The sequence below is a fragment of the Streptomyces sp. NPDC005151 genome (assembly GCF_053599875.1).
Map to the genome: position 1 here is coordinate 71,890 of NZ_JBSFYR010000012.1, position 19,629 is coordinate 91,518.

Consider the following 19,629-nt stretch of genomic DNA (forward strand, 5'->3'; position numbering starts at 1 on the left):
GCGTGCTACAAGCGGAGGGCGTCGCGTCAGGCTGCGAGGGTGAATACGGACGGAGGCCCGCGCCTGATCACCTGGTGCTGCAGTGGATCGCCGGTGACCGGAGCCGGTGCGTCGGCTGCGGTACGGGAGGTGCGCGGCCCGGTCGCCGCCTCAACCGGGAGACCGGCCCGCAGCGCTCGTACGAGAACGAGCGTGGCCCGCAGCGCGCGCAACCGGGCCTCGGCCGCGAGCTGCTGGGCCCCGTACGCGGACAGCCTGGCCAGCTTGAACAAGGCGATCTCGCCGCGCCGCAGCAGCCAGCCCGTGGCCAGCGCGGCCAGCAGATGGCCGAGCAGCATGGGCAGGCTGGGCAGCAGACCCGTGAGCAGCCCGGCGAGGGTGGTCGGGTCGGTTCCGGCGGCGGCCATGGACTGATGGTCCATGCCTGTCACCGTCGCCGGATCGATGCCCGCGTCGCTGACGATGCGGTGGGCTTCGGCGGCGTTCAGCTGCGCCGGTCCGGCGCCGCACACCAGGCTTGCGGCGAACCGGATCAGGGAGCCGTCGTCCGCCGCTGCCTGCGTCGGCGTACCGGACGCGCTGTGCGTGCCCAGCCCGAACAGGGTGTGCAGGACGAGCTGTCCACCGGCCAGGGCGGCGGCGATGGACGGCAGGGAACGCTCGCGTCCGGCGAGCGCCACCACCACCGCGAAGACTCCGAGGAAGCCTGCGAGCAGCGTCCACCAGGGGACGCTGGCGCAGGAGGCCAGTGCATGCCCTGCCGCGGACAGCGCGACACAGACCGCGGTGAACACCGCGGCCCTCAGGAGCCGCAGACCGGCTCCGGCGCGTGCGACAGGCGTAGACATGGCCGGGCCATCATCGCACTGCGCCCCGGGAATCGGTACGGCAGGTCCGGAAGGTCGCCTTCCGCCCGATTGGGTGCGCGGCGTTCCTGCTGTCGGGCCTGGCATACACGGGTGCTCCAAGTGCGGGTATCCGCCGAATGAGCGGTTTCACATCAGGTCTGTGCTTACGAACCGCCCGGTGCGGCAATACGTATCGGTATGTCGAGCCGCAGCCAGGAGGCTGGAGCATGAGCATGTGGTGGTCACTCCATTTGCGGCGCGAAGCTGCGAGCGTTCCGCTCGCCCGTCGTTTCCTGCTCGGCACCATGGAGACCGCCGGCGTGGATCCGGACATCTCCTTCGATCTGTCGGTCGCGCTCAGCGAAGCCTGTGCGAATGCCGTCGAGCACGGCGGGGACCGGAGAGACGCCGGCGACGTCGACGCCCCCGGGGCCCCATGGGACACATGGGACGCCTGGGACGAGCAGTCCGGTTCGGCCTCCGGGCAGTACCGGGTCACCGCGTATCTGGACGGCGAGAAATGCCGTATCGAAGTCGCCGACTCGGGGCCCGGTTTCCCCGCGCGGTGCGCGCTTCGCACTGCTGATCAGCCGCAGTCGGATCAACATCAACAGCAGTTCCTGCCGCCCGTCGGAGCCGAGGACGGCCGGGGGCTCTGTCTGATCGAGCAGCTCGCCGACCACGTCCACTTCGGCAACCGCCCGGGCCGTGGCGCGGTGGTGAGCTTCGACAAGGTTCTGAAATGGCGGGAGGGCGCCCTGCTCATGGTGTCCTGAGCAGGGCGCCCTCCGGCGCACGGGCGCGGATTCCCGGTGGTCAGCCCTTGAGCTGGGCCATCCAGGCCTCGATCTCGTCGGCCTGGCGCGGCAGCTTGTCGGAGAGGTTCCGGTTGCCGTCCTCGGTGACGAGGATGTCGTCCTCGATCCGGACGCCGATGCCGCGGTACTCCTCCGGCACGGTCAGGTCGTCGGCCTGGAAGTACAGGCCCGGCTCGACGGTGAGGCACATGCCGGCCTCCAGCGTCCCGTTGACGTACGTGTCCGTGCGCGCGGTGGCGCAGTCGTGGACATCCATGCCGAGCATGTGGCCCGTGCCGTGCAGGGTCCAGCGGCGCTGGAGACCCAGCTCCAGGACCTTCTCCACGGAGAGGTCGCCCAGCAGGCCCCAGGCAACGAGCTTCTCGGCGAGCACGCGCTGCGCGGCGTCGTGGAAGTCGCGGAAGGCCGCGCCCGGCTTGACGGCGGCGATGCCCGCCTCCTGGGCCTCGTACACCGCGTCGTAGATCTTCCGCTGCAGCGGCGTGAACGTGCCGTTGATGGGAAGGGTCCGGGTCACGTCGGCGGTGTAGAGGTCGTTGGTCTCGACGCCGGCGTCGAGGAGCAGCAGTTCGCCGGAGCGAACGGGGCCGTCGTTGCGCACCCAGTGCAGGGTGGTGGCGTGCGGGCCGGCCGCGCAGATCGAGCCGTAGCCGATGTCGTTGCCCTCGACGCGGGCGCGCAGGAAGAACGTTCCCTCGATGTAGCGCTCGCTGGTGGCCTCGGCCTTGTCGAGGACCTTCACGACGTCCTCGAAGCCGCGCGCCGTGGCGTCGCAGGCCTTCTGCAGCTCTGCCGTCTCGAAGGCGTCCTTGATCAGTCGCGCCTCGGAGAGGTAGATCTTCAGTTCCTCGTCGCGCTCCGCGGTGACCTTGTCGGTGAGCGCGGCCTCGATGCCCGCGTCGTGGCCGCGGAGGTTGCGGACCGGGCCGGTGGCCTCGGCCAGCGCGGCCGGGAGCTCGCGTACATCCTTCGCCGGGAGGCCCAACAGCTGCTCGGCCTCGGTGAGGGAGTGGCGGCGGCCGACCCACAGCTCACCCTGGCCGTCGAGCCAGAACTCGCCGTTCTCCCGGTTGGAGCGCGGCAGCAGGTAGATCGTCGCCTCGTGGCCGTCGTCCTTCGGCTCCAGGACGAACACACCGTCCTGGGTCTGGTCGCCGGTGAGGTACGCGTACTCGGTGGAGGCGCGGAAGGCGTACTCGGTGTCGTTGGCGCGGGTCTTCAGCTTGCCTGCGGGAATGACCAGACGCTCGCCGGGGAAGCGGGCGGACAGTGCGGCGCGGCGGTCGGCGGTGTGACCGGCCTGCGCGATCGGCTCGAGGCCGTGCAGCTCGGTGTCGGCCCAACCCGACTTCATGCCGGCGGCGAGCTCATCGGAGACGCCCGGGTACAGGCCGTTCTTCCGCTGCTTGACCGTCTCGTCTTCTTCGGTCTCCGGGTTCTCCGGGTTCTCCGGGATGAGCTCCTCAGACACGACTTGACTCTCCTTGATACGACACTGGATCTCGTCCATCGTACGGGCGCACGGAAGGGAGCCCAGGGCCGTAGGACCTCTTACACACGGAAGCCGGAAGACACCACTCAGCCGAAATGATCGGTTCAGTCGAAGCGTGCGGCGAGGATCACGACGTCCTCCGTGCCGTCGGCCTGGTCGAGCCCGTCCGGAAGGACGGTCCGCAGGACATGGTCGGCGACGAACCCGGCGTCGTGGCGCAGCGCCCTCGGCACGCTCGCGGCTGCCGAGTGGAGCCGTGCGAACGCCCGGTCCATCGAGTCGCCGGTACGGCGCAACAGCCCGTCGGTGTAGAGCAGCACGGTCTCGCCGGGCGCCGGGGCGATTTCCACGCTCGGCGCTTCCCAGCAGGCAAGCATGCCCAGCGGTGCGGACAACGAGGTCTCGACGAACTCTGTGCGCCGGTCGCCGATCACCAGCGGCGGGGTGTGCCCTGCGCCGGCCAGCAGGATCCTGTGGCGGGCGGGTTCGCAGTAGGCGAAGAGCGCGGTCGCGGACCGGGCGGGTTCGGTCAGCCGCAGCAGCAGTTCCAGATCGGACAGGACGGCGACCGGATCCTCGCCCTCCATCACCGCGTACGCCCGCAGGCCCGCCCGCAGCCGTCCCATGGCGGCCAGGGCGCTCGGCCCGGAACCGCCCACCGAACCGACGGCGAGACCGAGTGCGCCCTCCGGCAGCGCCAGCGCGTCGTACCAGTCACCGCCGCCGCGCGGTGCCGTGCGATGGCGGGCGGCCAGCTGTACGCCGGTGACCCGGGGCAGTCGGCTGGGCAGCAGCTCCTCCGTGATGGTGGCGACGTCGGCCCTGGCCCGTTCCAGCTCCAGCAACCGGGCCAGATGCTCACTCGCGTACCCGGCGTACAGGCCGACGAGATGACGTTGGCGCTCCAGCGGCTCGGCGGGCTCGTCGTACAGCCAGACGGCTGCGCCGAGTCGTCCGGTCGCGTCGGTGGTGATCGGCAAGGCGTAGCTGGCGGCGTATCCGAGCCGGGCGGCGACCTCGCGGTGGCGGGGGTCCACGCTTGCGTCGCCGAGAAGGTCAGGGCTGGTCAGCGGGGTTTCGGTGGCCGGAAGACCATCCAGGATCCGTCCGTACGAGGTGGCGCTGCGCGGCACCGTCTCGATGTGCCCGAGCTCGGCATGGGCGAGCCCGAGACCGATGGTGGAGACCGGGCCGCGACGGTCGGAGGGTTCGAACACGATCAGTCCGCGGCGGGCGCCGACGAGAGCCGCGCCGGCATCCAGCAGTTCGTGCAGTGCGTCGTCGAGGGTGCTGGTTCTGGCCAGTCGCTCGGTGAGTTCATGGAGCGTCGTGAGGTCGGACACCCAGCTGGCCAGACGGTCCTGGATGAAGGCTCCCGGTGCGGCGGCCACATCGGCCAGGGGCCCGGCAGTGTGCGCTGAAACAGGAACCATGGGATCGATTCCAGCCACTTTCGGCAGGTGAGGGGCGCTCATGGCAACCGGCTTTCCGACCAGTGCGTTTCGTCGAATAGCATCGCAAACCCCCATGTCATTCTGCGCCGCTATCAGTGCATCCACATGTACACGCACAAGTGAGCCGATGTCCAGCATTGTCCCTACGGCATTTGTGGTGTCCATGGGACCACCAAGTTGGCCAAAAAATGCACCCTATGGCGGCTAATTGCGGTCGACTGGGTCTGGCTCGACAGGGGGTGCCTGCGGGGTGAAGTCCCGGCGGGAGCGTCATTCCGGGCCTGCGGGGTACGTAATCGGTGAGGAACCACGGGCAGTTCCGGTCGCCCCCGGAACCTGGCAGAGAGCCCGGGCGTCCTCACTACGACGACCGCGCCCCACCCCCGAGTGGCGGGGTTGTGCACCATCGGACGGCAGGCGCGACGCGCGCTGCCCCTCGCCATGCTTTTGGCTGGACCTGGCTCAGCTCGACTCGGCTCACGCTCGGTACCGACGGGTGACCCCGTACCGCAGACATAGAGAGCATGTACGCACGGTGAAGTACTGCACACGTGATGTGACGCACGCGTGATGTGATGTGGCCCTCGGCGTTCAACGGAAAGGAACGAGCGCTCATGCGCGAGATCCTCGGAAGGCGACGCAGGCTCCGGCTCCGGCGCAAGGCAAGGCCCGCTCAGCTCGACGCGGCCCTGACCTGCGCCACTGCATGGCAGTGGCCCGTGCTCCCCGGAGTGGGACTGGACGCAGCCGGTGGCCGCGGTGACCGTGGCCGCGGCTGTGCCTGCCCCGATCCCGAGTGCGCCGTACCCGGCGCACACCCCTTCGACCCCGGTCTCCTCACGGCGACCACCGACGAGCGCATGGTGCGCTGGTGGTGGAACAACCGGCCGACCGCGCCGATCGTGCTGGCCACCGGTGGACGTGCCCCGTGCGCTCTGAGCCTGCCGGCCGTGGCCGGTGCCCGGGCGCTGGCCGAGCTCGACCGCATGGGCATGCGGCTGGGCCCGGTGGTGGCGACACCGACGCGGTGGTCGCTGCTGGTCGCCCCGTACACCCTCGAACGGCTGGGTGAGCTGTTGCATGCCAAGGACTGGGTCCCCAGTTCGCTGCGCTTCCACGGCGAGGGCGGCTATCTCGTCCTTCCCCCGTCGGGGGTGGGCGCGGGACAGGTGCGCTGGGAGCGGGCTCCGCTGCCCGGCTCGGCGACGCCCTGGCTGCCGGACGTCGAAGCCGCCCTGGACGCACTGGTCGAAGCGAGCACCAGCGCTCCCGACGGCGGCAGCCGGCTCGCTTACTGACGGGCGCGGCTGTCGGGGCCGGCGTACGAGCGGTTCGGTGGACGGCCAGGGGCGGATCGGCTCACTCCTTCGGGTGTGAGCCGGTCCGGGTTCTGCGGTGCGCGGGTGTGCTCCACCCGGGTACCCCCATGACGCCGATATCTTCGGCGCAGCGTCAGGAATTCCCGTCGGCCGACAGGTGGGACCACCATGAATCTCCGCATGATCGTTATGGCGGGTGTGGTGGTGCCCGCCGTCGTGCTCCCGCTCGTCGCTTCCGCGGAACCCACGGAAAGCCCCGATTCCGTACCCGGCCATGCAAAGTCTGATGTCGACGGGCTTTCTGATGCACCTTCCGAAAAAGGTTCGGAGGGTGTTATGGGCACTGCCGCAAAGGGATCTTCGGACGGGAGTTTCGGTGTCGGACTTCTGTCCGATATTGACCGCTCCCGTGAGGTCGGTGAGGCCAGGGTGGTCCCCGGATTCGGCGTCGCCACCGGCCCCGGCACTGCCGGTTCCGCTCCGCGGATCGTTGCCCGCTGCGGACCCGAGCTGATTTCCCCCGAGGGCGTCGAGGCGCAGACCTGCGTCATGACCGAAGGCCGGGACGCCTGGGCGCGCAGCTCGTACCGCAATTCGACGGGTGGCGAACTCCGGTCCGTACTCATCCTGATGGGGCCCGGCGGCCGGACCGTCGAAGTGCGCTGCACAGTGGACGCACAGGATGAGCCGGGGGTCTGCGAAACGCCTCGCCGCTCGTCGCACGGAGGTCCCGACGCGTACACGGCAGTGGCTGAGTACGCGGGTGAGGGGGCGGCCGAGGAGGCTCCGCTCCTGCTGAGGGCCGGTTCCAATCCGGCGTCCCCTGCGGCGGGTTGACGCCGGTCCGCAGCTGCTGTGCGCCGGGCGCCGTCCGCTCCGTGGACCGCGCCGCGCGCCGAGTCCGGGCATGAGAATGCCCGATCGCTGGCGACGGGGGATGCACCAGCGACCGGGCTTCTAGAACCGTAACAAGAGATCTGCCGTTCGCAAATTCGATCTCGCTTATTCGGACAGCGATTTACCTGCGGGTACGAAAGGTGTGACGTGAGTCACCGGGCGGCCCGCGGCGGTCGTCACATCCGCACGGTCAGCTGAGCGTCACCTGGCGGTTGGTGAGCCCGCCACGGGCCCGGCGCTCCTCGGCGGTGAGCGGGGCGTCCGAGGCGAGCGCCGTCGTCAGCCGCTCCGCGAGCTCGGCTGCGGGCTTCTCGCACTCCTCCGCCCCCATCGCGCTCGGCAGGTCCCAGACCGGAACCATCAGCCCGTGCGCGCGGAAGGAGCCGACCAGCCGGGTCCCTTCGCCGAGCGAGGAGGTGCCGGCGGCGTGCAGCCGGGCAAGCGCGTCGAGCAGCTGCTCCTCGGGGTGCGGCATGACCCAGCGCAGGTGGTTCTTTTCCGGGGTCTTGCACCAGTACGCGGCGTCCACCCCGGAGAGCAGAACGGTCGGGATCGCCGCTTCGTTCGCGCGTTCCAGGGACGCGGACACCTCGGGCGTGGCGTTCTCCGCGTCCGGGACCCAGAACTCGAAGCCGGAGTGGACGACCGGCTCGAACGCCGCTTCCGGGTCGAGCAGGTCCTGCAGGCGCGGACCGTCGGCCGGCACGCGGCGGGCGGCGACGGGCGAGCCGGGCTCGGCGGCCAGTGCACGCTGCAGGGTGTCCGCGAGGTCTCGGCTGAGGTCACCGGAGGAGGTGTCGTTCTGCAGGGCGACAAGAACGGAACCATCGTCGCGGCGCAGCGCCGGCCAGGCCATCGGCAGCACGGTCGCGAGCGTCACGGACGGCACACCCTCGGGCAGCCCGTCCTTGAGTGTCAGTTCGACCGTGGCGGCGGGCACCAGCTCGCGCAGGGCGACCCAGTCGCACTCACCCGCCAGGCCCTCGAAGGGGCGGTGGACCAGCTCGGTCACGGCCTGGGCGGCGGCGCGGCCGTGACACGCCTTGTAGCGGCGGCCCGAACCGCACGGGCAGGGCTCACGAGCCCCGACCACCGGGATCTCGCCGTCCTTGAGTTGCTGCTTCCCGGCCTTGGTCTGAGGGCGCTTCTTGGCCATGGTGGGCTTTCTCCCGATTGCGAAAGTGCGGTCTGGGCCGCGAGCCTAGCCGCCCGTGTCGGGTACGGGGCACAGACGCCCGGGTGCCTGCGTGTACATACGCCGGAAGGTCGGCCGGGACACCGGTCGGCACGCGTGCCGGTACGCGGTCCGCCTGCCGGTACGCGGTCCGCCTGCCGGTACGCGGTCCGCCCGCCGGTCCGTACGGGGGTCCGTCCGCCGGGTGGCGCCTCTGCCTTGCGTCCGGGCGGCGCGCAACGGATGTGTCGGCGTCAGCCCGCGTCGTCGAAGGCGTCGGCGAAGTCCAGCCCGTCGAGCCCCGGCACGTGTCCGTTCCCGGCTCCATGGCCCTCGCTGACCACCACCCAGACGGTGACCTCGCCGGACGAGCTGTCGCGTACGCCCCACTCCTCGGCGAGCGCGCTGATGATGTTGAGCCCGCGTCCGCCGCGCGCCGTCACTGAAGGAGTGGCCGGAATCGGTCTGGTGGGACCGCCTCCGTCCGTCACCTCGACGGTCAGTCCGCCTGTTCTGTCGACGCGCCATGCGGCGCGGACGTCACCGTCACCCACATCCGTGTGCCGCCCCAGCGGCCTGCCGTGTCGACAGGCATTGCTGAGAAGTTCGGAAAGGATCAATACGGCATCGTCGACGACCGAATCCGACACCCCGTAGCTGCGCAATTGCTCGCGCATCCGGTGCCGCGCCTGGCCCACGCCCGCAGGGCCATGGGGTACGGCCATGCTCGACGACGTGGGCACTTCCTGTGCCACCACCAACGCCACCCCCGAGACCTCCTTTGCCCCACGCCACGGAGTGAATGCCCTCCTGGGCTGGGCCGGAAACCGGCCAATGGTCTGCCAGTGACGCACTCGCAACGATCGAATACGGACCGAATGCGCCGGTGTACTCCCTGTAACTGATGTTAAAGATGACCCAGTTGCGACAGGACTTGTTTTGGGCGATTCGTGATGATTGCCTCGACGCCCAGGCGGGTGCAGAGCTCGACGTCCTCCGGTTCATTGACCGTCCAGACGTGCACGCGGTGGCCCGCGCGGTGCAGTCGCTCGATGTAGCCGGGGTTACTGCGTACGATCCGCAGGCCCGGACCGGCGATCCGGGCACCGGCGGGCAGCCGCCCGTCGCGCAGCCGCGGCGAGACGAACTGCATCAGATAGACGGTGGGCAGGGTGGGTGAGGCGGCCTGGATGCGGTGCAGGGAGCGTGCCGAGAAACTCATGATCCGTACCGGCGAGGGGCAGTCCGCCGGTGGCGTGTCGAACTCGTACCGCTTCAGGAGGTGCAGCAGCCGTTCTTCCACCTGGCCGGCCCAGCGCGTGGGGTGCTTGGTCTCGATTGCCAGTTGCAGGGGGCGCCCGGCGGCTCGCGTCTTGACGACCAGCTCGAGCAGCCGCTCCAGAGTGAGTACGGAGGTGAGCTCGCCCGGCACCGGGTCCCAGTCCGGAGACTCCTCGCGGTCCTTCCAGGAGCCGAAGTCGAGTGCGGCGAGTGCGGAGAGCTCCAGGGCGGAGACGGCACCCCGCCCGTTGGACGTGCGGTTCACCCGGCGGTCGTGGACGCAGACGAGGTGGCCGTCGGCGGTGAGGCGTACATCGCACTCCAGGGCGTCGGCGCCGTCCTCGATCGCCTTCCGGTATGCGGCCAGGGTGTGCTCGGGCGCGTCGTCGGACGCTCCGCGGTGTGCGATGACCTGGATGGGGTGGTGCGGGGTGTGCTGCCGTGCGTGGGTCACCACGTCATCGTGTCACCGTGGGGCGACGGGCGCGTGCACCTCGCAACGAGGGACCGTTTTGCCGGATATAAAGATTGGTGTGCGGACGCACAGGTCCTGCTTACAGTGGCCTGACAGGTCATGGGAAAAGCTGGCTCCAGGCACGTGTACAGCGGATCTCTTGCCGAAACTGATGAGGAACCGAGGAGTAAAGAGCTGTGAGCACAGAGAACGAGGGCAACGAGGGCACCGCGGCTCAGGCCGTTCCGTCCGTTCCGTCCGCACCTCCCGTGCCGGCCGCTGCTCCTGAGGGCACGCCTGCGTCCCCGCCGGCGCCCGCGAGCCCGGAATCGTCGGAGGCGACGGCAACGGAGCAATTCCAGCAGCCGGAGCAGCCGTCTCAGCAGCCGCAGCGCTCGAATGACTGGCCGCCGCCGCAGTCCCCGCCCGCGGGTGCCTGGCCGCCGCCCCCGCCCGCTGTTCCCGCGTACGCCCACGGTGCGGGTGGTGACGGTGGTCCCGTTTGGGGCGCCCCCGGCCGGCCGCAGACGCCCGAAGCCCCGCGAAAGCGGCGAGGTGGCGGCCTGGTGGCGGCGGTGGCAGTGGCGGCGCTCGTGGCGGGCGGCATCGGCGGCGCCCTCGGCTACTGGGCGGCCGACCGGAACGACAACAACTCCTCCGGTTCGACCACGGTCACGGCGTCCAACCCTCAGGTCCTCAAGCGCGATCCCGGTACGGTCGCGGGCGTCGCGGCCACGGCGCTGCCGAGTGTGGTCACCATCAACGCGCAGAGCGGCGACGGCGAGGGCGGCACGGGCACCGGTTTCGTGTACGACAAGGAAGGCCACATCCTCACGAACAACCACGTGGTGGCCTCCGCGGCGAACAGCGGCCAGCTCACGGCGACGTTCTCCAACGGTAAGAAGTACGACGCCGAGGTGGTTGGCCGCGCGCAGGGTTACGACGTCGCGGTGCTGAAGCTGAAGAACGCACCGTCGGGTCTTACGCCGCTCGCCCTCGGAAACTCGGACCAGGTTGCGGTCGGTGATTCGACGATCGCGATCGGTGCGCCATTCGGTCTGTCCAACACGGTCACGACGGGCATCATCAGCGCCAAGAACCGCCCGGTGGCCTCCGGCGACGGTTCCGGCGGCAGCAACTCGTACATGAGCGCACTGCAGACCGACGCCTCGATCAACCCGGGCAACTCCGGCGGTCCGCTGCTCGATGCGCGCGGTGCGGTCATCGGCATCAACTCGGCGATCCAGTCCACCGGCAGCAGCGCCCAGTCGCAGGCGGGATCCATCGGCCTCGGCTTCGCGATCCCGGTCAACCAGGCGAGGAATGTCGCCCAGCAGCTGATCAAGACCGGTCAGCCGGTCTACCCGGTGATCGGTGCCACGGTCACGATGGACGAGAAGACCGGCGGAGCGGTCATCTCGGACCAGGGCTCGGGCGGCACCCCGGCCGTCTCGCCGGACGGTCCGGCGGCCAGGGCCGGTCTCAAGGCGGGCGATGTCATCACGAAATTCAACGACTCGGTGATCGACAGCGGCCCGACCCTGATCGGCGAGATCTGGACCCACAAGCCGGGCGACAAGGTGACGCTGACGTACAAGCGCGACGGCAAGGTGTCGACCGCCGAAGTCACCCTGGGACAGCGCAAGGGCGACAACTGACCGGACCGGCTGTCCGCAGTCAGGAAAGATGCAGGTGAGGGGGGTGCCGAGCGATTCGGTGGCCCCCTCGTGCGTCCCACGGTGCAGCCGAGGCGGTTGCGGCCACTCGTCCGCAGGGCGCGGTAGTCGTTCAGTTCGTGTCGATGCTGCGGATGGGTGCCGATTCGTCGTGTGTATCGCGGCCCGGTTTGGGGATGCCGGCCTCGATGGCCGCGGGGGCTACCGACCCGGTGAATCAGGGGCTTGATGGGTCCAGGACGCCACCCCGTCTCCTCCAGGACTTCGCGGGCCGCCGCCTCCTCCGGGGACTCGCCCTCCTCGACCAGGTCCGATGCAGAGTCGGACGCGGGTTCGGTTCTTTTCGCGTCAGTGTGACGAGATGGTCTTGCGACACCGTTCAGTCGGGCAGCTTCATGCGCCTGCGGTGCAAGGTCCTGTGCCGTCCCTTTGCCCCGTCAATGAAGACGAAACGCCAGATGAATCGAGGGGTGACGGCGAGGATGACAGCGACGACCGCAACCCCCAGGCCGGCTCCAGCACCGAGGACGCACACGCGGCTCAGCCAGATGTGATGGTGGCCGTCGGCCCAAGCGCCAAGCAAGGCTGCCCCGAAGAGGAGCGCAGCGCCAGGGACGGCAGCGAGGGCGAAGAGCAGGCGGACACGCATGGTGATTCACCTCCGCCGCTCTTCGCGCACCAGGCCGCCACGGCGTCCCCGCCACCGCCAGATCCCCCCGGCCAGTACCGAGGCGAACACCAGCGGCCCGGCGACACAGCGAATAAGGACCGCCGGCCAGCCCAGCTCCTTGATTCCCATCCAGCTCACCACCTCGGCGATGAGGGACACACCCAGCACCACATAGCCGACGCCGCAGGTGCGGATGGCCCACGTGGGACCTTGCATGATTTTCGGAGACTGCTGGGGTCGTCGTGCACCTGTCCAACCCAGCCACACGCACCCCACCCCCAGGACCGACATGAACACGATCGCGGCCCTGTCCAGCAGCTGGAACATGGTCCCGAGCATCCACCCCACCACCTCACGCTCATCCGCTCAGCGCCGGTTGGCAGCCCATCCGGCGCTGAGCACCCGCCATGATGACTGTCCGACCGGGCTCGCGCGCCTGCCCAGCATGGCAAAGAGGTCACGTCTCGGCCTTCCGGCGCCCGGCAATGAGCCTCACCCGCCCCTCACCTCTGGCCGGACCAAGCCGAAGACCTTGAGCGTATGGGCAGGTCTGCGCCCGGCGCGGTGAGGTTCCTTCGTTCTCAATGGACCCCGTGTGGACCACGACCCCCGCGCGCCGCGTGAGGCCGGTACGCTGTACCCGCTCCGACCCCGGTGGGCTGGGGCGAAGGTGGGTTGCCCGAGCGGCCTAAGGGAACGGTCTTGAAAACCGTCGTGGCAGCGATGTCACCGTGGGTTCAAATCCCACACCCACCGCACCACCTGTGAAGGGGCGTCCGAGAGGGCGCCCCTTCTGCGTGCCTGCCCGGCATGTCCGGTCAAGACGACCGGTCGGGGCTGCCCTCCGGGCCGGCGGGGCGGCCGGAGGTGAGGCGGGCGGCCGAGGCGATGGTGGCGCGGGCTTCGTGTTCGGTGAGGCCGGTGCGGACGGCGGCCCTGGTGAGGGCATCCGCGAGGGCGTCGCCGAAGCCGTGTTCGTACGCACGGCAAGCTGCCCAGAAGAGGCGGGTGTTGCGCTGTCCTTCGTGTGCCGCGAGGACGAACTGGACCAGGCCCTGGCCGTGGTGGGGGCGGGGCGAGGGGTGGTGAGGGCGCGCGGGGGGTGTGAGCAGCCGCAGGAGTGCGCGGGGGCAGGGGGCCGGGGAGAGATCGGCGGCGCCAGGGGCGAGTCGGTAGGTGCCGCCGGTGGTGACCGAGCCGGGGCCGACCAGGTAGCCGCCGGCACCGCGGACGTCGATGCCGGGGGCGAGGCGGCCGGCGGAGTTCGGTACGGGCACCCCGGGCGGACCGGTGAGCCAGATGTGGCGCCCGCCGCTCGGTGTGATGACCGTGACAGTCGGCGGGATGGTGAACAGATGGTGCAGGGCCAGCTGCTGGAGGGCCGCGGCGGAGTCGTTGCGGCCAGAGGCGTCGATGTCGAGGTCGATGCCGATGAGGTGGTGCGGGGCCCGTCCGCAGGCGATGCCGTAGCCGGTGGCCCACGGAGCGGCGGCGAACAGGGCTCGTACGGCGGCGGGGTTCGTGGTGGCGTCATGGACCCCGTGTCCGGGAAGGCCGCAGGCGCCTCGGCAGCTGACCGGCCGGTCGTCACCGCGGTGGGGGGAGCGCAGGGCGGGGAGCTTGGTGGCGGACAGCGGGATGACGGGGAGTCCGTGCTCGGCGGCGGAGAGCGCGTGGGCGAGGGCCAGGGTGGCGGTCTGCCGGTCGGTGATGGCCATACTCTATTTTCGTACAGGTGTTCGAGAAAGGGAAGGAGGCGAAGTGGGATCGGCGTGTCGATGGGTGGGCTTGGGGGCGCCCGGGGGTCGATGGGGCGGATTGGCGGAAAATGTGCCGGAACGCTTTTCCTCCGGGGGTGCGCGGGGTCGCGTGGTGCGGATCCATGCGTGGGGGGTGTGAACCGGGGCTTTGAGGGCGTGCGGGAGGTTTATCGGGTGTTCCTCATGCTTGCGGGGGAATCGTGGATCATGGGTGGTTCATGGGGGATTCGGTGGGCAACTTTGGTCTCGCGACGTCGTGACCAACACCGGGGCGGTCGGCCAACCGCCTTGGGACAAGCTGCACTTCCGGTTCCTGGAGGAATTGACATGGCAAGCATCCGTACCGCTCGCGCCCTCGCCGCCGTTGCCGCACTGCCTCTCGCCGCCGCACTCTTCAGCGGCGTGGCCCAGGCCGACAGCGGCTCGTTCGCGAACGATGGATCGAACGCGGGTGTTGCGACGATCAGCGGCAGCGGAGTCGGTGGGGACAACTTCGGTAATTCGTCCACGTCGCAGCAGCAGGCCACCGGCTCCGGGGCGTCGAACCGGAGCAACTCGGCGCAGGTGAACGGCTCGGCTTTCACCGTGATCGATCAGTCCAATAAGAGTATCGCGGTGAACTTCACCAATCTCTGGTGAGCCGGGGGCCGGTCGGGGGGCCGGGGCGCGGCGGGGTGAACAGCGGCCTGTGCGAGGACACTTCGGTTTCCCTGCGCAGGCTGTTCGCGTTCCGGAGGGTGCGGGCGGGAGTGTTCGGGCGCCGCCGACCTTGACAGCGATCAGCAATCTGACGGACAGTCAGAAACCTGATCCGTACGCCCGCGTCCGGGAGGCCGCCGCCGTGCATCTCGCCCCGACAGAACGTCAGCAGCAACTGCGCGTCGAACTCCGCACGTATTTCCGCGATGTGACCTCCGGGACGGATCCGACCGCTCGAGCCGACGCGGCCCCCGGGACGGACGGAACTCCTGGCGCGGAGGGGAAGCCCAGGCCCCGGGCGGCGCCCGAGGACCCGGTCGAGCAGCGTCGGCTGTTGCGGCGTATCGGTGCCGACGGAATGCTCGGGCTCGGCTGGCCCGTCGAGTACGGAGGGCAGGGCCGCGGACCCGACGAGCAGTTCGTCTTCTTCGACGAGGCGTACCGGGCGGGCGCACCCGTGTCCATGGTCACGCTCAACACCGTCGGCCCGACGCTGATGAGGTACGGGACCGAGGCGCAGAAGGAGTATTTCCTCCCGCGGATCCTGAGCGGGGACCTCGTTTTCGCGATCGGCTACAGCGAACCCGAGGCCGGCACGGACCTGGCCGCGCTGCGGACCAGGGCGGTGCGGGACGGAGCAGGTACCTCCCGCTCGAGCGAAGCCGGGAGTGGGGGCGACTGGGTGATCGACGGGCAGAAGATCTTCACCAGCAATGCGCAGAACGCGGACTGGATCTGGCTCGCCTGCCGTACGGATCCGGAGGCGCCCAAACACAAGGGCATCTCGATCGTCCTGGTTCCGACGGACGCACCGGGCTTTTCCTGGACCCCGATCGAGACCGTGGGCGGACTGACCACGACGGCCACCTATTACGACGGGGTCCGGGTGCCCGCCACGAACCTGGTCGGCGAGGAGAACGGCGGCTGGGGACTGATCACCAACCAGCTGAACCACGAGCGGGTGGCGCTCGCGGCGATCGGGATGCAGGCCGAGGATTTCTACGAGGCGGCGCTTGCCTTCGCCCGCACCCCCGATCCGGCGACGGGGCGGCGTCCGGTTGACGAGCCGTGGGTGCGGTCCCGGCTGGCCGAGGCGTATGCCCGGCTGGCGGCAACCCGCCTGCTCAACTGGCGTCTGGTGGGGGACGTCGGGGCGGGCTCGGTGCCCCCCGGGGATGCGAGCGGCGTGAAATTCGTGGGAACCGAATCGGCCGTCGAGGTGTATCGAATGTGCCAGGAAATCACGGGCGAGGCCGGGATGGTCAGGGGCGGATCGCCCGGCTCCTTCGGGGACGGGGAGCTGGAGCGGATGAACAGGGCAGCGCAGATCAATACCTTCGGGGGCGGGGTGAGCGAGGTGCAGCGGGAGATCGTCGCGACGATGCGGCTCGGCATGAAGAGGGGGAAGCGGTGACGGACGCAGGGGACCAGTTCTACGGGAGGCTCAAGGCGTACGAAGGGCGCGCGGCCGCCACGGCCGGCGTCGGCAAGGACCTGGTCAACGAGGCGATGATCAGGCACTGGTGCGAGGCGATGGGGGACGGGAATCCCGCGTACGTGGGGGCGGGGGCGATCGCGCCGCCGACGATGCTGCAGGCGTGGACGATGGGCGGTCTGTCGGGGCACACCGACCGGTCCGGGGCATACGACGAGCTGTTCGGCCTGCTCGACGGTGCCGGGTACACCTCGGTGGTCGCGACCGACTGCGAGCAGGAGTACCTCCGGCCGCTGCGGCCCGGGGACCGGATCACTTTCGATGCGGTGATCGAGTCGGTGTCGGAGCGGAAGACGACGAAGCTGGGGACGGGCTATTTCATCACCACGCGGATGGACGTCCGAGCGGCCGGTGAACCGGCCGGGACGCATCGCTTCCGGATCCTGAAGTACACGCCAGCAAGGGGGAAAGGGGGGCAGCGGGGTGGAGGCCGTGGGTTGAGGCAGGGCGGCCGGAGTCTGCGGCCGAGACCGGTGATCAACCGGGACAACGCCGGTTTCTGGCAGGGCGTCGCTGAGCACAGACTGCTCATCCAGCGGTGCCGGGAGTGCGAGACCCTGCGTTTTCCCTGGCTCCCCGGGTGCAATGAGTGCGGCTGCCAGGAGTGGGACACGGTCGAGGCGAGCGGCGAGGGCACGGTCTTCAGTCACGTCGTGATGCATCACCCGCCCTTCCCCGCCTTCAGCACCTCCGACGACGCCGGGCCGTACGCGGTGGCGCTGATCGAGCTGGTGGAGGGCGTGCGGATGGTCAGCAATGTGGTCGGTGTGCCCTACGACAAGGTGCGGACGGGAATGTCGGTGAGGCTGGAATTCCTGCGTACGGACCCCGAGTTGGAGCTGCCGGTCTTCCGGGGGAGCGAGGGCTGACATGGACTTCACGCCCACGGAGGAGCAGGGCGCGGCACAGGGGCTCGCCGCGCAGATCTTCGGTGACCTGGCCACGCACGAGCGACTGGCCGCCGCAGGGTCGGGGACGGATGCCGAGCTGTGGAAGGAGCTGTGCGCAGCCGGGCTCACGGCCGCCGTCGAGGAGATCGGGCTGCTGGGTCTGGTGCTGCTGTTGGAGGAACAGGGCAGGACGACCGCGCAGGTGCCGTTCGCCGTGAGCTGTGTGTACGGGCTGCTCGCCGTCGCCGACCACGGTACGGACGAACAGCGGGAGCGACTGCTGCCACCCCTGCGGGACGGCACGGCCGTGGCCACCGGAGCGTTTCCGGCACGCTCCGGTCTACGGACCGACGGGGAAGGGCGGCTGAGCGGCGTCGTGCCCTATGTGCCCTGGCTGCGGGACGCCACACTGGTGCTCGTGGCGGATGCGGACCGGGTGCTGTGGGTCGTGCGGACTGCCGATCCGGGCGTGGTGGTCGTGCCGGTGGAGACGACGGCGCCGTGGTCGGCGGCGCGGCTCGTCCTGGACCGGGCTCCCGGCGAGCGGCTCGGCGGGCCGGGGCCGGGGCCGGGGCCGGAGCTGAGCCCCGAGCCGAGCCCGGAACCAGAAGCAGAAGCAGAAGCAGAAGCAGAAGGGGGAACGGGCCGGGAGCCGGAAGCGGAGACAGGAGAGGCAGCGGCAGCAGGGATGTACGGGGCGGTGCTGGCCGCGAGCCGGACGGCGTTCGCCGGATTGCAGGCCGGGGTGTGCGCCGGATCGCTGGCCCGAGCGGTCGCCCACGCCACCACCCGGGAGCAGTTCGGGCGCCCGCTCTCCACCAACCAGGGGGTGCTGCTGCGCGCAGCCGACGCCCATATGGACACCGAGGCGATACGGGTCACGGCGTACGAGGCGGCATGGCGCCACGACCAGGGTCTGGCCTACGGCGCCCAGGCTCTCACTGCGGCCTGGTGGGCCTCGGAGGCCGGCAAGAGAGTCGTACACGCCGGACAGCATCTGCACGGCGGTACGGGCGCCGATCTCGACCACCCCGTCCACCGTCACTTCCTCTGGGGCCGTCAGCTCGACTCCTATCTGGGATGCGGCAGTGAAGTGCTCGAGGAACTGGGTGAGTTGCTGGTGAAGGAGGGATCGCAATGAAGGTCGGCGAGGAGCTGGCACCGCTGGAGATTGCGGTGACCAGCACCCTCATCGTCGCGGGTGCCGTCGCCTCCCGCGACTACCAGGACGTGCACCATGACGCGGAGCTCGCGCAGCAGAAGGGTTCCCCGGACATCTTCATGAACATCCTGACGACCAATGGCCTGGTGGGGCGGTACGTCACCGACCACTTCGGGCCTTCTGCGGTGCTCCGCAAGGTCGCCATCAGGCTGGGGGCACCCAACTACCCGGGAGACACCATGGTGTTGAGAGGCACCATCACGGCCCTCGATGACGCCGGGACGGCCGAGGTGACGGTCGTCGGCGCCAACGGGCTCGGCAGTCATGTCGCCGGCACGGTGACTGTCAGCGTCCCGGAGGGATCGGCATGAGTGTGCGCAGGGTCGATTCGCTCGGCGGCCGGGCAGCAATCGTCGGGATCGGGGCGACCGAGTTCTCCAAGGATTCCGGGCGCAGTGAACTCAAGCTGGCCGTCGAGGCGGTGCGAACCGCCCTCGACGACGCCGGGCTGACCCCCGCCGATGTCGACGGTCTGGTCACCTTCACCATGGACACCAGCCCCGAGATCACGGTGGCCCAGGCGGCCGGCATCGGAGAGCTGTCGTTCTTCTCCCGCATCCACTACGGCGGCGGGGCGGCCTGCGCGACCGTGCAGCAGGCGGCGCTCGCCGTGGCGAGCGGGGTGGCCGATGTCGTGGTCTGCTACCGCGCCTTCAACGAACGCTCGGGGCGGCGTTTCGGATCCGGGGTGCAGCACCGGGAACCCACCGCCGAGGGGACGGCGCTCGGCTGGAACCTCCCCTTCGGGCTCCTCACCCCCGCCTCCTGGGTGGCCATGGCCGCCCAGCGTTATCTGCACACCTACAACCTGACCCCGGAGGCCTTCGGCCATGTCGCGGTCACCGGCCGGCGCCGTGCGGCGCGCAACCCGGCGGCGTACTTCTACGAGAAGCCGATCACCCTCGCCGACCACGCCGCGTCGCGCTGGATCGTCGAACCGCTGCGGCTGCTCGACTGCTGCCAGGAGACCGACGGCGGACAGGCGATCGTCGTGACCAACGCCGAGCGGGCGAGGGACCTTCCGCGTCCGCCTGCGGTGATCGTCGCTGCCGCACAGGGCGCAGGGCGGGCGCAGGAGCAGATGACCAGCTTCTACCGTGACGGGCTGACCGGGCTGCCGGAGATGGACGTCGTCGCCAGGCAGCTCTGGCGTACCTCCGGACTCACCCCTTCCGACATCGATGTGGGCATTCTCTACGACCACTTCACCCCCTTCGTGCTGATGCAGCTTGAGGAGTTCGGCTTCTGCGGGCCGGGCGAGGCGGCCGACTTCGTGGCGGACGACGCGCTGCCCCTGAACACGCATGGAGGTCAGCTGGGGGAGGCGTATCTGCACGGGATGAACGGCATCGCAGAGGCGGTCCGGCAGATCCGGGGCACATCGGTGAACCAGATATCCGGGGCGGCCAGAACCCTGGTCACAGCGGGCACAGGGGTGCCTACCTCCGGGCTGATTCTGGGCACCGACGATTGACCGTGG

General features: G+C 69.8%; 19 protein-coding genes, 1 tRNA gene and 1 pseudogene. 11 read left to right on the forward strand and 10 right to left on the reverse strand.

Translation table 11 applies throughout. The features are described from left to right. Positions 1–26 precede the first annotated feature (26 nt). On the reverse strand, positions 27–848 hold the full coding sequence (locus ACWD6R_RS09810) for a hypothetical protein (RefSeq protein ID WP_451818224.1): 822 nt from the start codon (positions 846–848) through the stop codon (positions 27–29). Between the two features lie 227 nt (positions 849–1,075). Here ACWD6R_RS09810 and ACWD6R_RS09815 point away from each other — a divergent pair, with 227 nt between their 5' ends. After that, entirely contained in the window at positions 1,076–1,624 is a 549-nt protein-coding gene (locus ACWD6R_RS09815) for an ATP-binding protein (RefSeq protein WP_451818225.1), read from the forward strand. Positions 1,625–1,664: 40 nt separating this feature from the next. Here ACWD6R_RS09815 and ACWD6R_RS09820 read toward each other — a convergent pair whose 3' ends face one another. Together ACWD6R_RS09820 and ACWD6R_RS09825 are read right to left on the reverse strand one after the other, a co-directional pair. Next, positions 1,665–3,137 carry an aminopeptidase P family protein gene (locus ACWD6R_RS09820; protein WP_451818226.1) on the reverse strand — a complete coding sequence of 491 codons (1,473 nt, stop codon included), beginning with the start codon at positions 3,135–3,137 and terminating at the stop codon, positions 1,665–1,667. A gap of 125 nt (positions 3,138–3,262) precedes the next feature. Continuing rightward, positions 3,263–4,750 carry a PP2C family protein-serine/threonine phosphatase gene (locus ACWD6R_RS09825; protein ID WP_451818268.1) on the reverse strand — a complete coding sequence of 496 codons (1,488 nt, stop codon included), beginning with the start codon at positions 4,748–4,750 and terminating at the stop codon, positions 3,263–3,265. A 476-nt stretch (positions 4,751–5,226) separates the two neighbouring features. On the opposite strand from ACWD6R_RS09825, the gene ACWD6R_RS09830 reads away from it, so the two are divergent. Beyond that, entirely contained in the window at positions 5,227–5,910 is a 684-nt protein-coding gene (locus ACWD6R_RS09830; protein ID WP_451818227.1) for a bifunctional DNA primase/polymerase, read from the forward strand. A gap of 357 nt (positions 5,911–6,267) precedes the next feature. Beyond that, a complete protein-coding gene (locus ACWD6R_RS09835) occupies positions 6,268–6,768 on the forward strand; it encodes a hypothetical protein (protein WP_451818228.1) in 501 nt (166 codons plus the stop codon). Between the two features lie 250 nt (positions 6,769–7,018). Here the strand turns inward: ACWD6R_RS09835 and ACWD6R_RS09840 are convergent, their stop codons facing one another. From ACWD6R_RS09840 to ACWD6R_RS09850, 3 genes are all read right to left on the reverse strand, one after another. Continuing rightward, a complete protein-coding gene (locus ACWD6R_RS09840; RefSeq protein ID WP_451818229.1) occupies positions 7,019–7,984 on the reverse strand; it encodes a DUF5926 family protein in 966 nt (321 codons plus the stop codon). Positions 7,985–8,256: 272 nt separating this feature from the next. Further along, positions 8,257–8,856 (reverse strand): ATP-binding protein, encoded by a 600-nt coding sequence (locus ACWD6R_RS09845; protein ID WP_451818230.1) that lies wholly within the window; start codon positions 8,854–8,856, stop codon positions 8,257–8,259. 53 nt (positions 8,857–8,909) lie between these two features. Beyond that, positions 8,910–9,737 carry a glycerophosphodiester phosphodiesterase gene (locus ACWD6R_RS09850; RefSeq protein WP_451818231.1) on the reverse strand — a complete coding sequence of 276 codons (828 nt, stop codon included), beginning with the start codon at positions 9,735–9,737 and terminating at the stop codon, positions 8,910–8,912. Positions 9,738–9,934: 197 nt separating this feature from the next. On the opposite strand from ACWD6R_RS09850, the gene ACWD6R_RS09855 reads away from it, so the two are divergent. Beyond that, complete coding sequence (locus ACWD6R_RS09855) at positions 9,935–11,395, forward strand: S1C family serine protease (RefSeq protein WP_451818232.1); 1,461 nt, start codon at positions 9,935–9,937, stop codon at positions 11,393–11,395. 230 nt (positions 11,396–11,625) lie between these two features. Here the strand turns inward: ACWD6R_RS09855 and ACWD6R_RS09860 are convergent. From ACWD6R_RS09860 to ACWD6R_RS09870, 3 genes and pseudogenes are all read right to left on the reverse strand, one after another. Next, positions 11,626–11,721, reverse strand: a pseudogene (locus ACWD6R_RS09860) (NUDIX hydrolase); the annotation flags it as partial. A gap of 71 nt (positions 11,722–11,792) precedes the next feature. After that, on the reverse strand, positions 11,793–12,062 hold the full coding sequence (locus tag ACWD6R_RS09865) for a hypothetical protein (RefSeq protein WP_451818233.1): 270 nt from the start codon (positions 12,060–12,062) through the stop codon (positions 11,793–11,795). Between the two features lie 6 nt (positions 12,063–12,068). Continuing rightward, positions 12,069–12,410 (reverse strand): hypothetical protein, encoded by a 342-nt coding sequence (locus ACWD6R_RS09870; protein WP_451818234.1) that lies wholly within the window; start codon positions 12,408–12,410, stop codon positions 12,069–12,071. A gap of 342 nt (positions 12,411–12,752) precedes the next feature. Between ACWD6R_RS09870 and ACWD6R_RS09875 the strand changes: the two genes are divergently transcribed. Continuing rightward, positions 12,753–12,839 (forward strand) — tRNA-Ser (locus ACWD6R_RS09875). Positions 12,840–12,901: 62 nt separating this feature from the next. On the opposite strand, the gene ACWD6R_RS09880 is transcribed toward ACWD6R_RS09875, so the two are convergent. After that, positions 12,902–13,801, reverse strand: a complete 900-nt coding sequence (locus ACWD6R_RS09880; protein ID WP_451818235.1) for a bifunctional DNA primase/polymerase — start codon at positions 13,799–13,801, stop codon at positions 12,902–12,904. Positions 13,802–14,170: 369 nt separating this feature from the next. Here ACWD6R_RS09880 and ACWD6R_RS09885 point away from each other — a divergent pair, with 369 nt between their 5' ends. The 6 genes from ACWD6R_RS09885 to ACWD6R_RS09910 all read left to right on the forward strand — a co-directional run bounded on the left by ACWD6R_RS09885 (position 14,171) and on the right by ACWD6R_RS09910 (position 19,623). Continuing rightward, positions 14,171–14,482, forward strand: a complete 312-nt coding sequence (locus ACWD6R_RS09885; protein ID WP_451818236.1) for a hypothetical protein — start codon at positions 14,171–14,173, stop codon at positions 14,480–14,482. 202 nt (positions 14,483–14,684) lie between these two features. Continuing rightward, positions 14,685–15,956: an acyl-CoA dehydrogenase family protein gene (locus ACWD6R_RS09890; RefSeq protein ID WP_451818269.1), complete on the forward strand. Its 1,272-nt coding sequence runs from the start codon at positions 14,685–14,687 to the stop codon at positions 15,954–15,956. Continuing rightward, positions 15,953–16,906 carry a bifunctional MaoC family dehydratase N-terminal/OB-fold nucleic acid binding domain-containing protein gene (locus tag ACWD6R_RS09895; RefSeq protein ID WP_451818237.1) on the forward strand — a complete coding sequence of 318 codons (954 nt, stop codon included), beginning with the start codon at positions 15,953–15,955 and terminating at the stop codon, positions 16,904–16,906. The genes ACWD6R_RS09890 and ACWD6R_RS09895 overlap by 4 nt, the downstream gene beginning before the upstream one ends. 1 nt (position 16,907) lies before the next feature. Beyond that, entirely contained in the window at positions 16,908–18,068 is a 1,161-nt protein-coding gene (locus ACWD6R_RS09900; RefSeq protein ID WP_451818238.1) for an acyl-CoA dehydrogenase family protein, read from the forward strand. Continuing rightward, positions 18,065–18,460, forward strand: coding sequence for a MaoC family dehydratase (locus ACWD6R_RS09905; RefSeq protein ID WP_451818239.1), 396 nt, complete (start codon positions 18,065–18,067; stop codon positions 18,458–18,460). Before ACWD6R_RS09900 ends, ACWD6R_RS09905 begins: the two co-directional genes overlap by 4 nt. Further along, positions 18,457–19,623, forward strand: coding sequence for a lipid-transfer protein (locus ACWD6R_RS09910; protein ID WP_451818240.1), 1,167 nt, complete (start codon positions 18,457–18,459; stop codon positions 19,621–19,623). The genes ACWD6R_RS09905 and ACWD6R_RS09910 overlap by 4 nt, the downstream gene beginning before the upstream one ends. Positions 19,624–19,629: the final 6 nt, after the last annotated feature.

Excerpts from the sequence above, each read along its gene's own strand:
- ACWD6R_RS09810 (WP_451818224.1), bottom strand. The coding sequence starts at position 848 with ATGTCTACGCCTGTCGCACGCGCCGGAGCCGGTCTGCGGCTCCTGAGG.
- ACWD6R_RS09815 (WP_451818225.1), top strand. The coding sequence starts at position 1,076 with ATGAGCATGTGGTGGTCACTCCATTTGCGGCGCGAAGCTGCGAGCGTT.
- ACWD6R_RS09825 (WP_451818268.1), bottom strand. The coding sequence starts at position 4,750 with ATGCTGGACATCGGCTCACTTGTGCGTGTACATGTGGATGCACTGATA.
- ACWD6R_RS09830 (WP_451818227.1), top strand. The coding sequence starts at position 5,227 with ATGCGCGAGATCCTCGGAAGGCGACGCAGGCTCCGGCTCCGGCGCAAG.
- ACWD6R_RS09835 (WP_451818228.1), top strand. The coding sequence starts at position 6,268 with ATGGGCACTGCCGCAAAGGGATCTTCGGACGGGAGTTTCGGTGTCGGA.
- ACWD6R_RS09840 (WP_451818229.1), bottom strand. The coding sequence starts at position 7,984 with ATGGCCAAGAAGCGCCCTCAGACCAAGGCCGGGAAGCAGCAACTCAAG.
- ACWD6R_RS09865 (WP_451818233.1), bottom strand. The coding sequence starts at position 12,062 with ATGCGTGTCCGCCTGCTCTTCGCCCTCGCTGCCGTCCCTGGCGCTGCG.
- ACWD6R_RS09870 (WP_451818234.1), bottom strand. The coding sequence starts at position 12,410 with ATGTTCCAGCTGCTGGACAGGGCCGCGATCGTGTTCATGTCGGTCCTG.
- ACWD6R_RS09880 (WP_451818235.1), bottom strand. The coding sequence starts at position 13,801 with ATGGCCATCACCGACCGGCAGACCGCCACCCTGGCCCTCGCCCACGCG.
- ACWD6R_RS09885 (WP_451818236.1), top strand. The coding sequence starts at position 14,171 with ATGGCAAGCATCCGTACCGCTCGCGCCCTCGCCGCCGTTGCCGCACTG.
- ACWD6R_RS09900 (WP_451818238.1), top strand. The coding sequence starts at position 16,908 with ATGGACTTCACGCCCACGGAGGAGCAGGGCGCGGCACAGGGGCTCGCC.
- ACWD6R_RS09905 (WP_451818239.1), top strand. The coding sequence starts at position 18,065 with ATGAAGGTCGGCGAGGAGCTGGCACCGCTGGAGATTGCGGTGACCAGC.
- ACWD6R_RS09910 (WP_451818240.1), top strand. The coding sequence starts at position 18,457 with ATGAGTGTGCGCAGGGTCGATTCGCTCGGCGGCCGGGCAGCAATCGTC.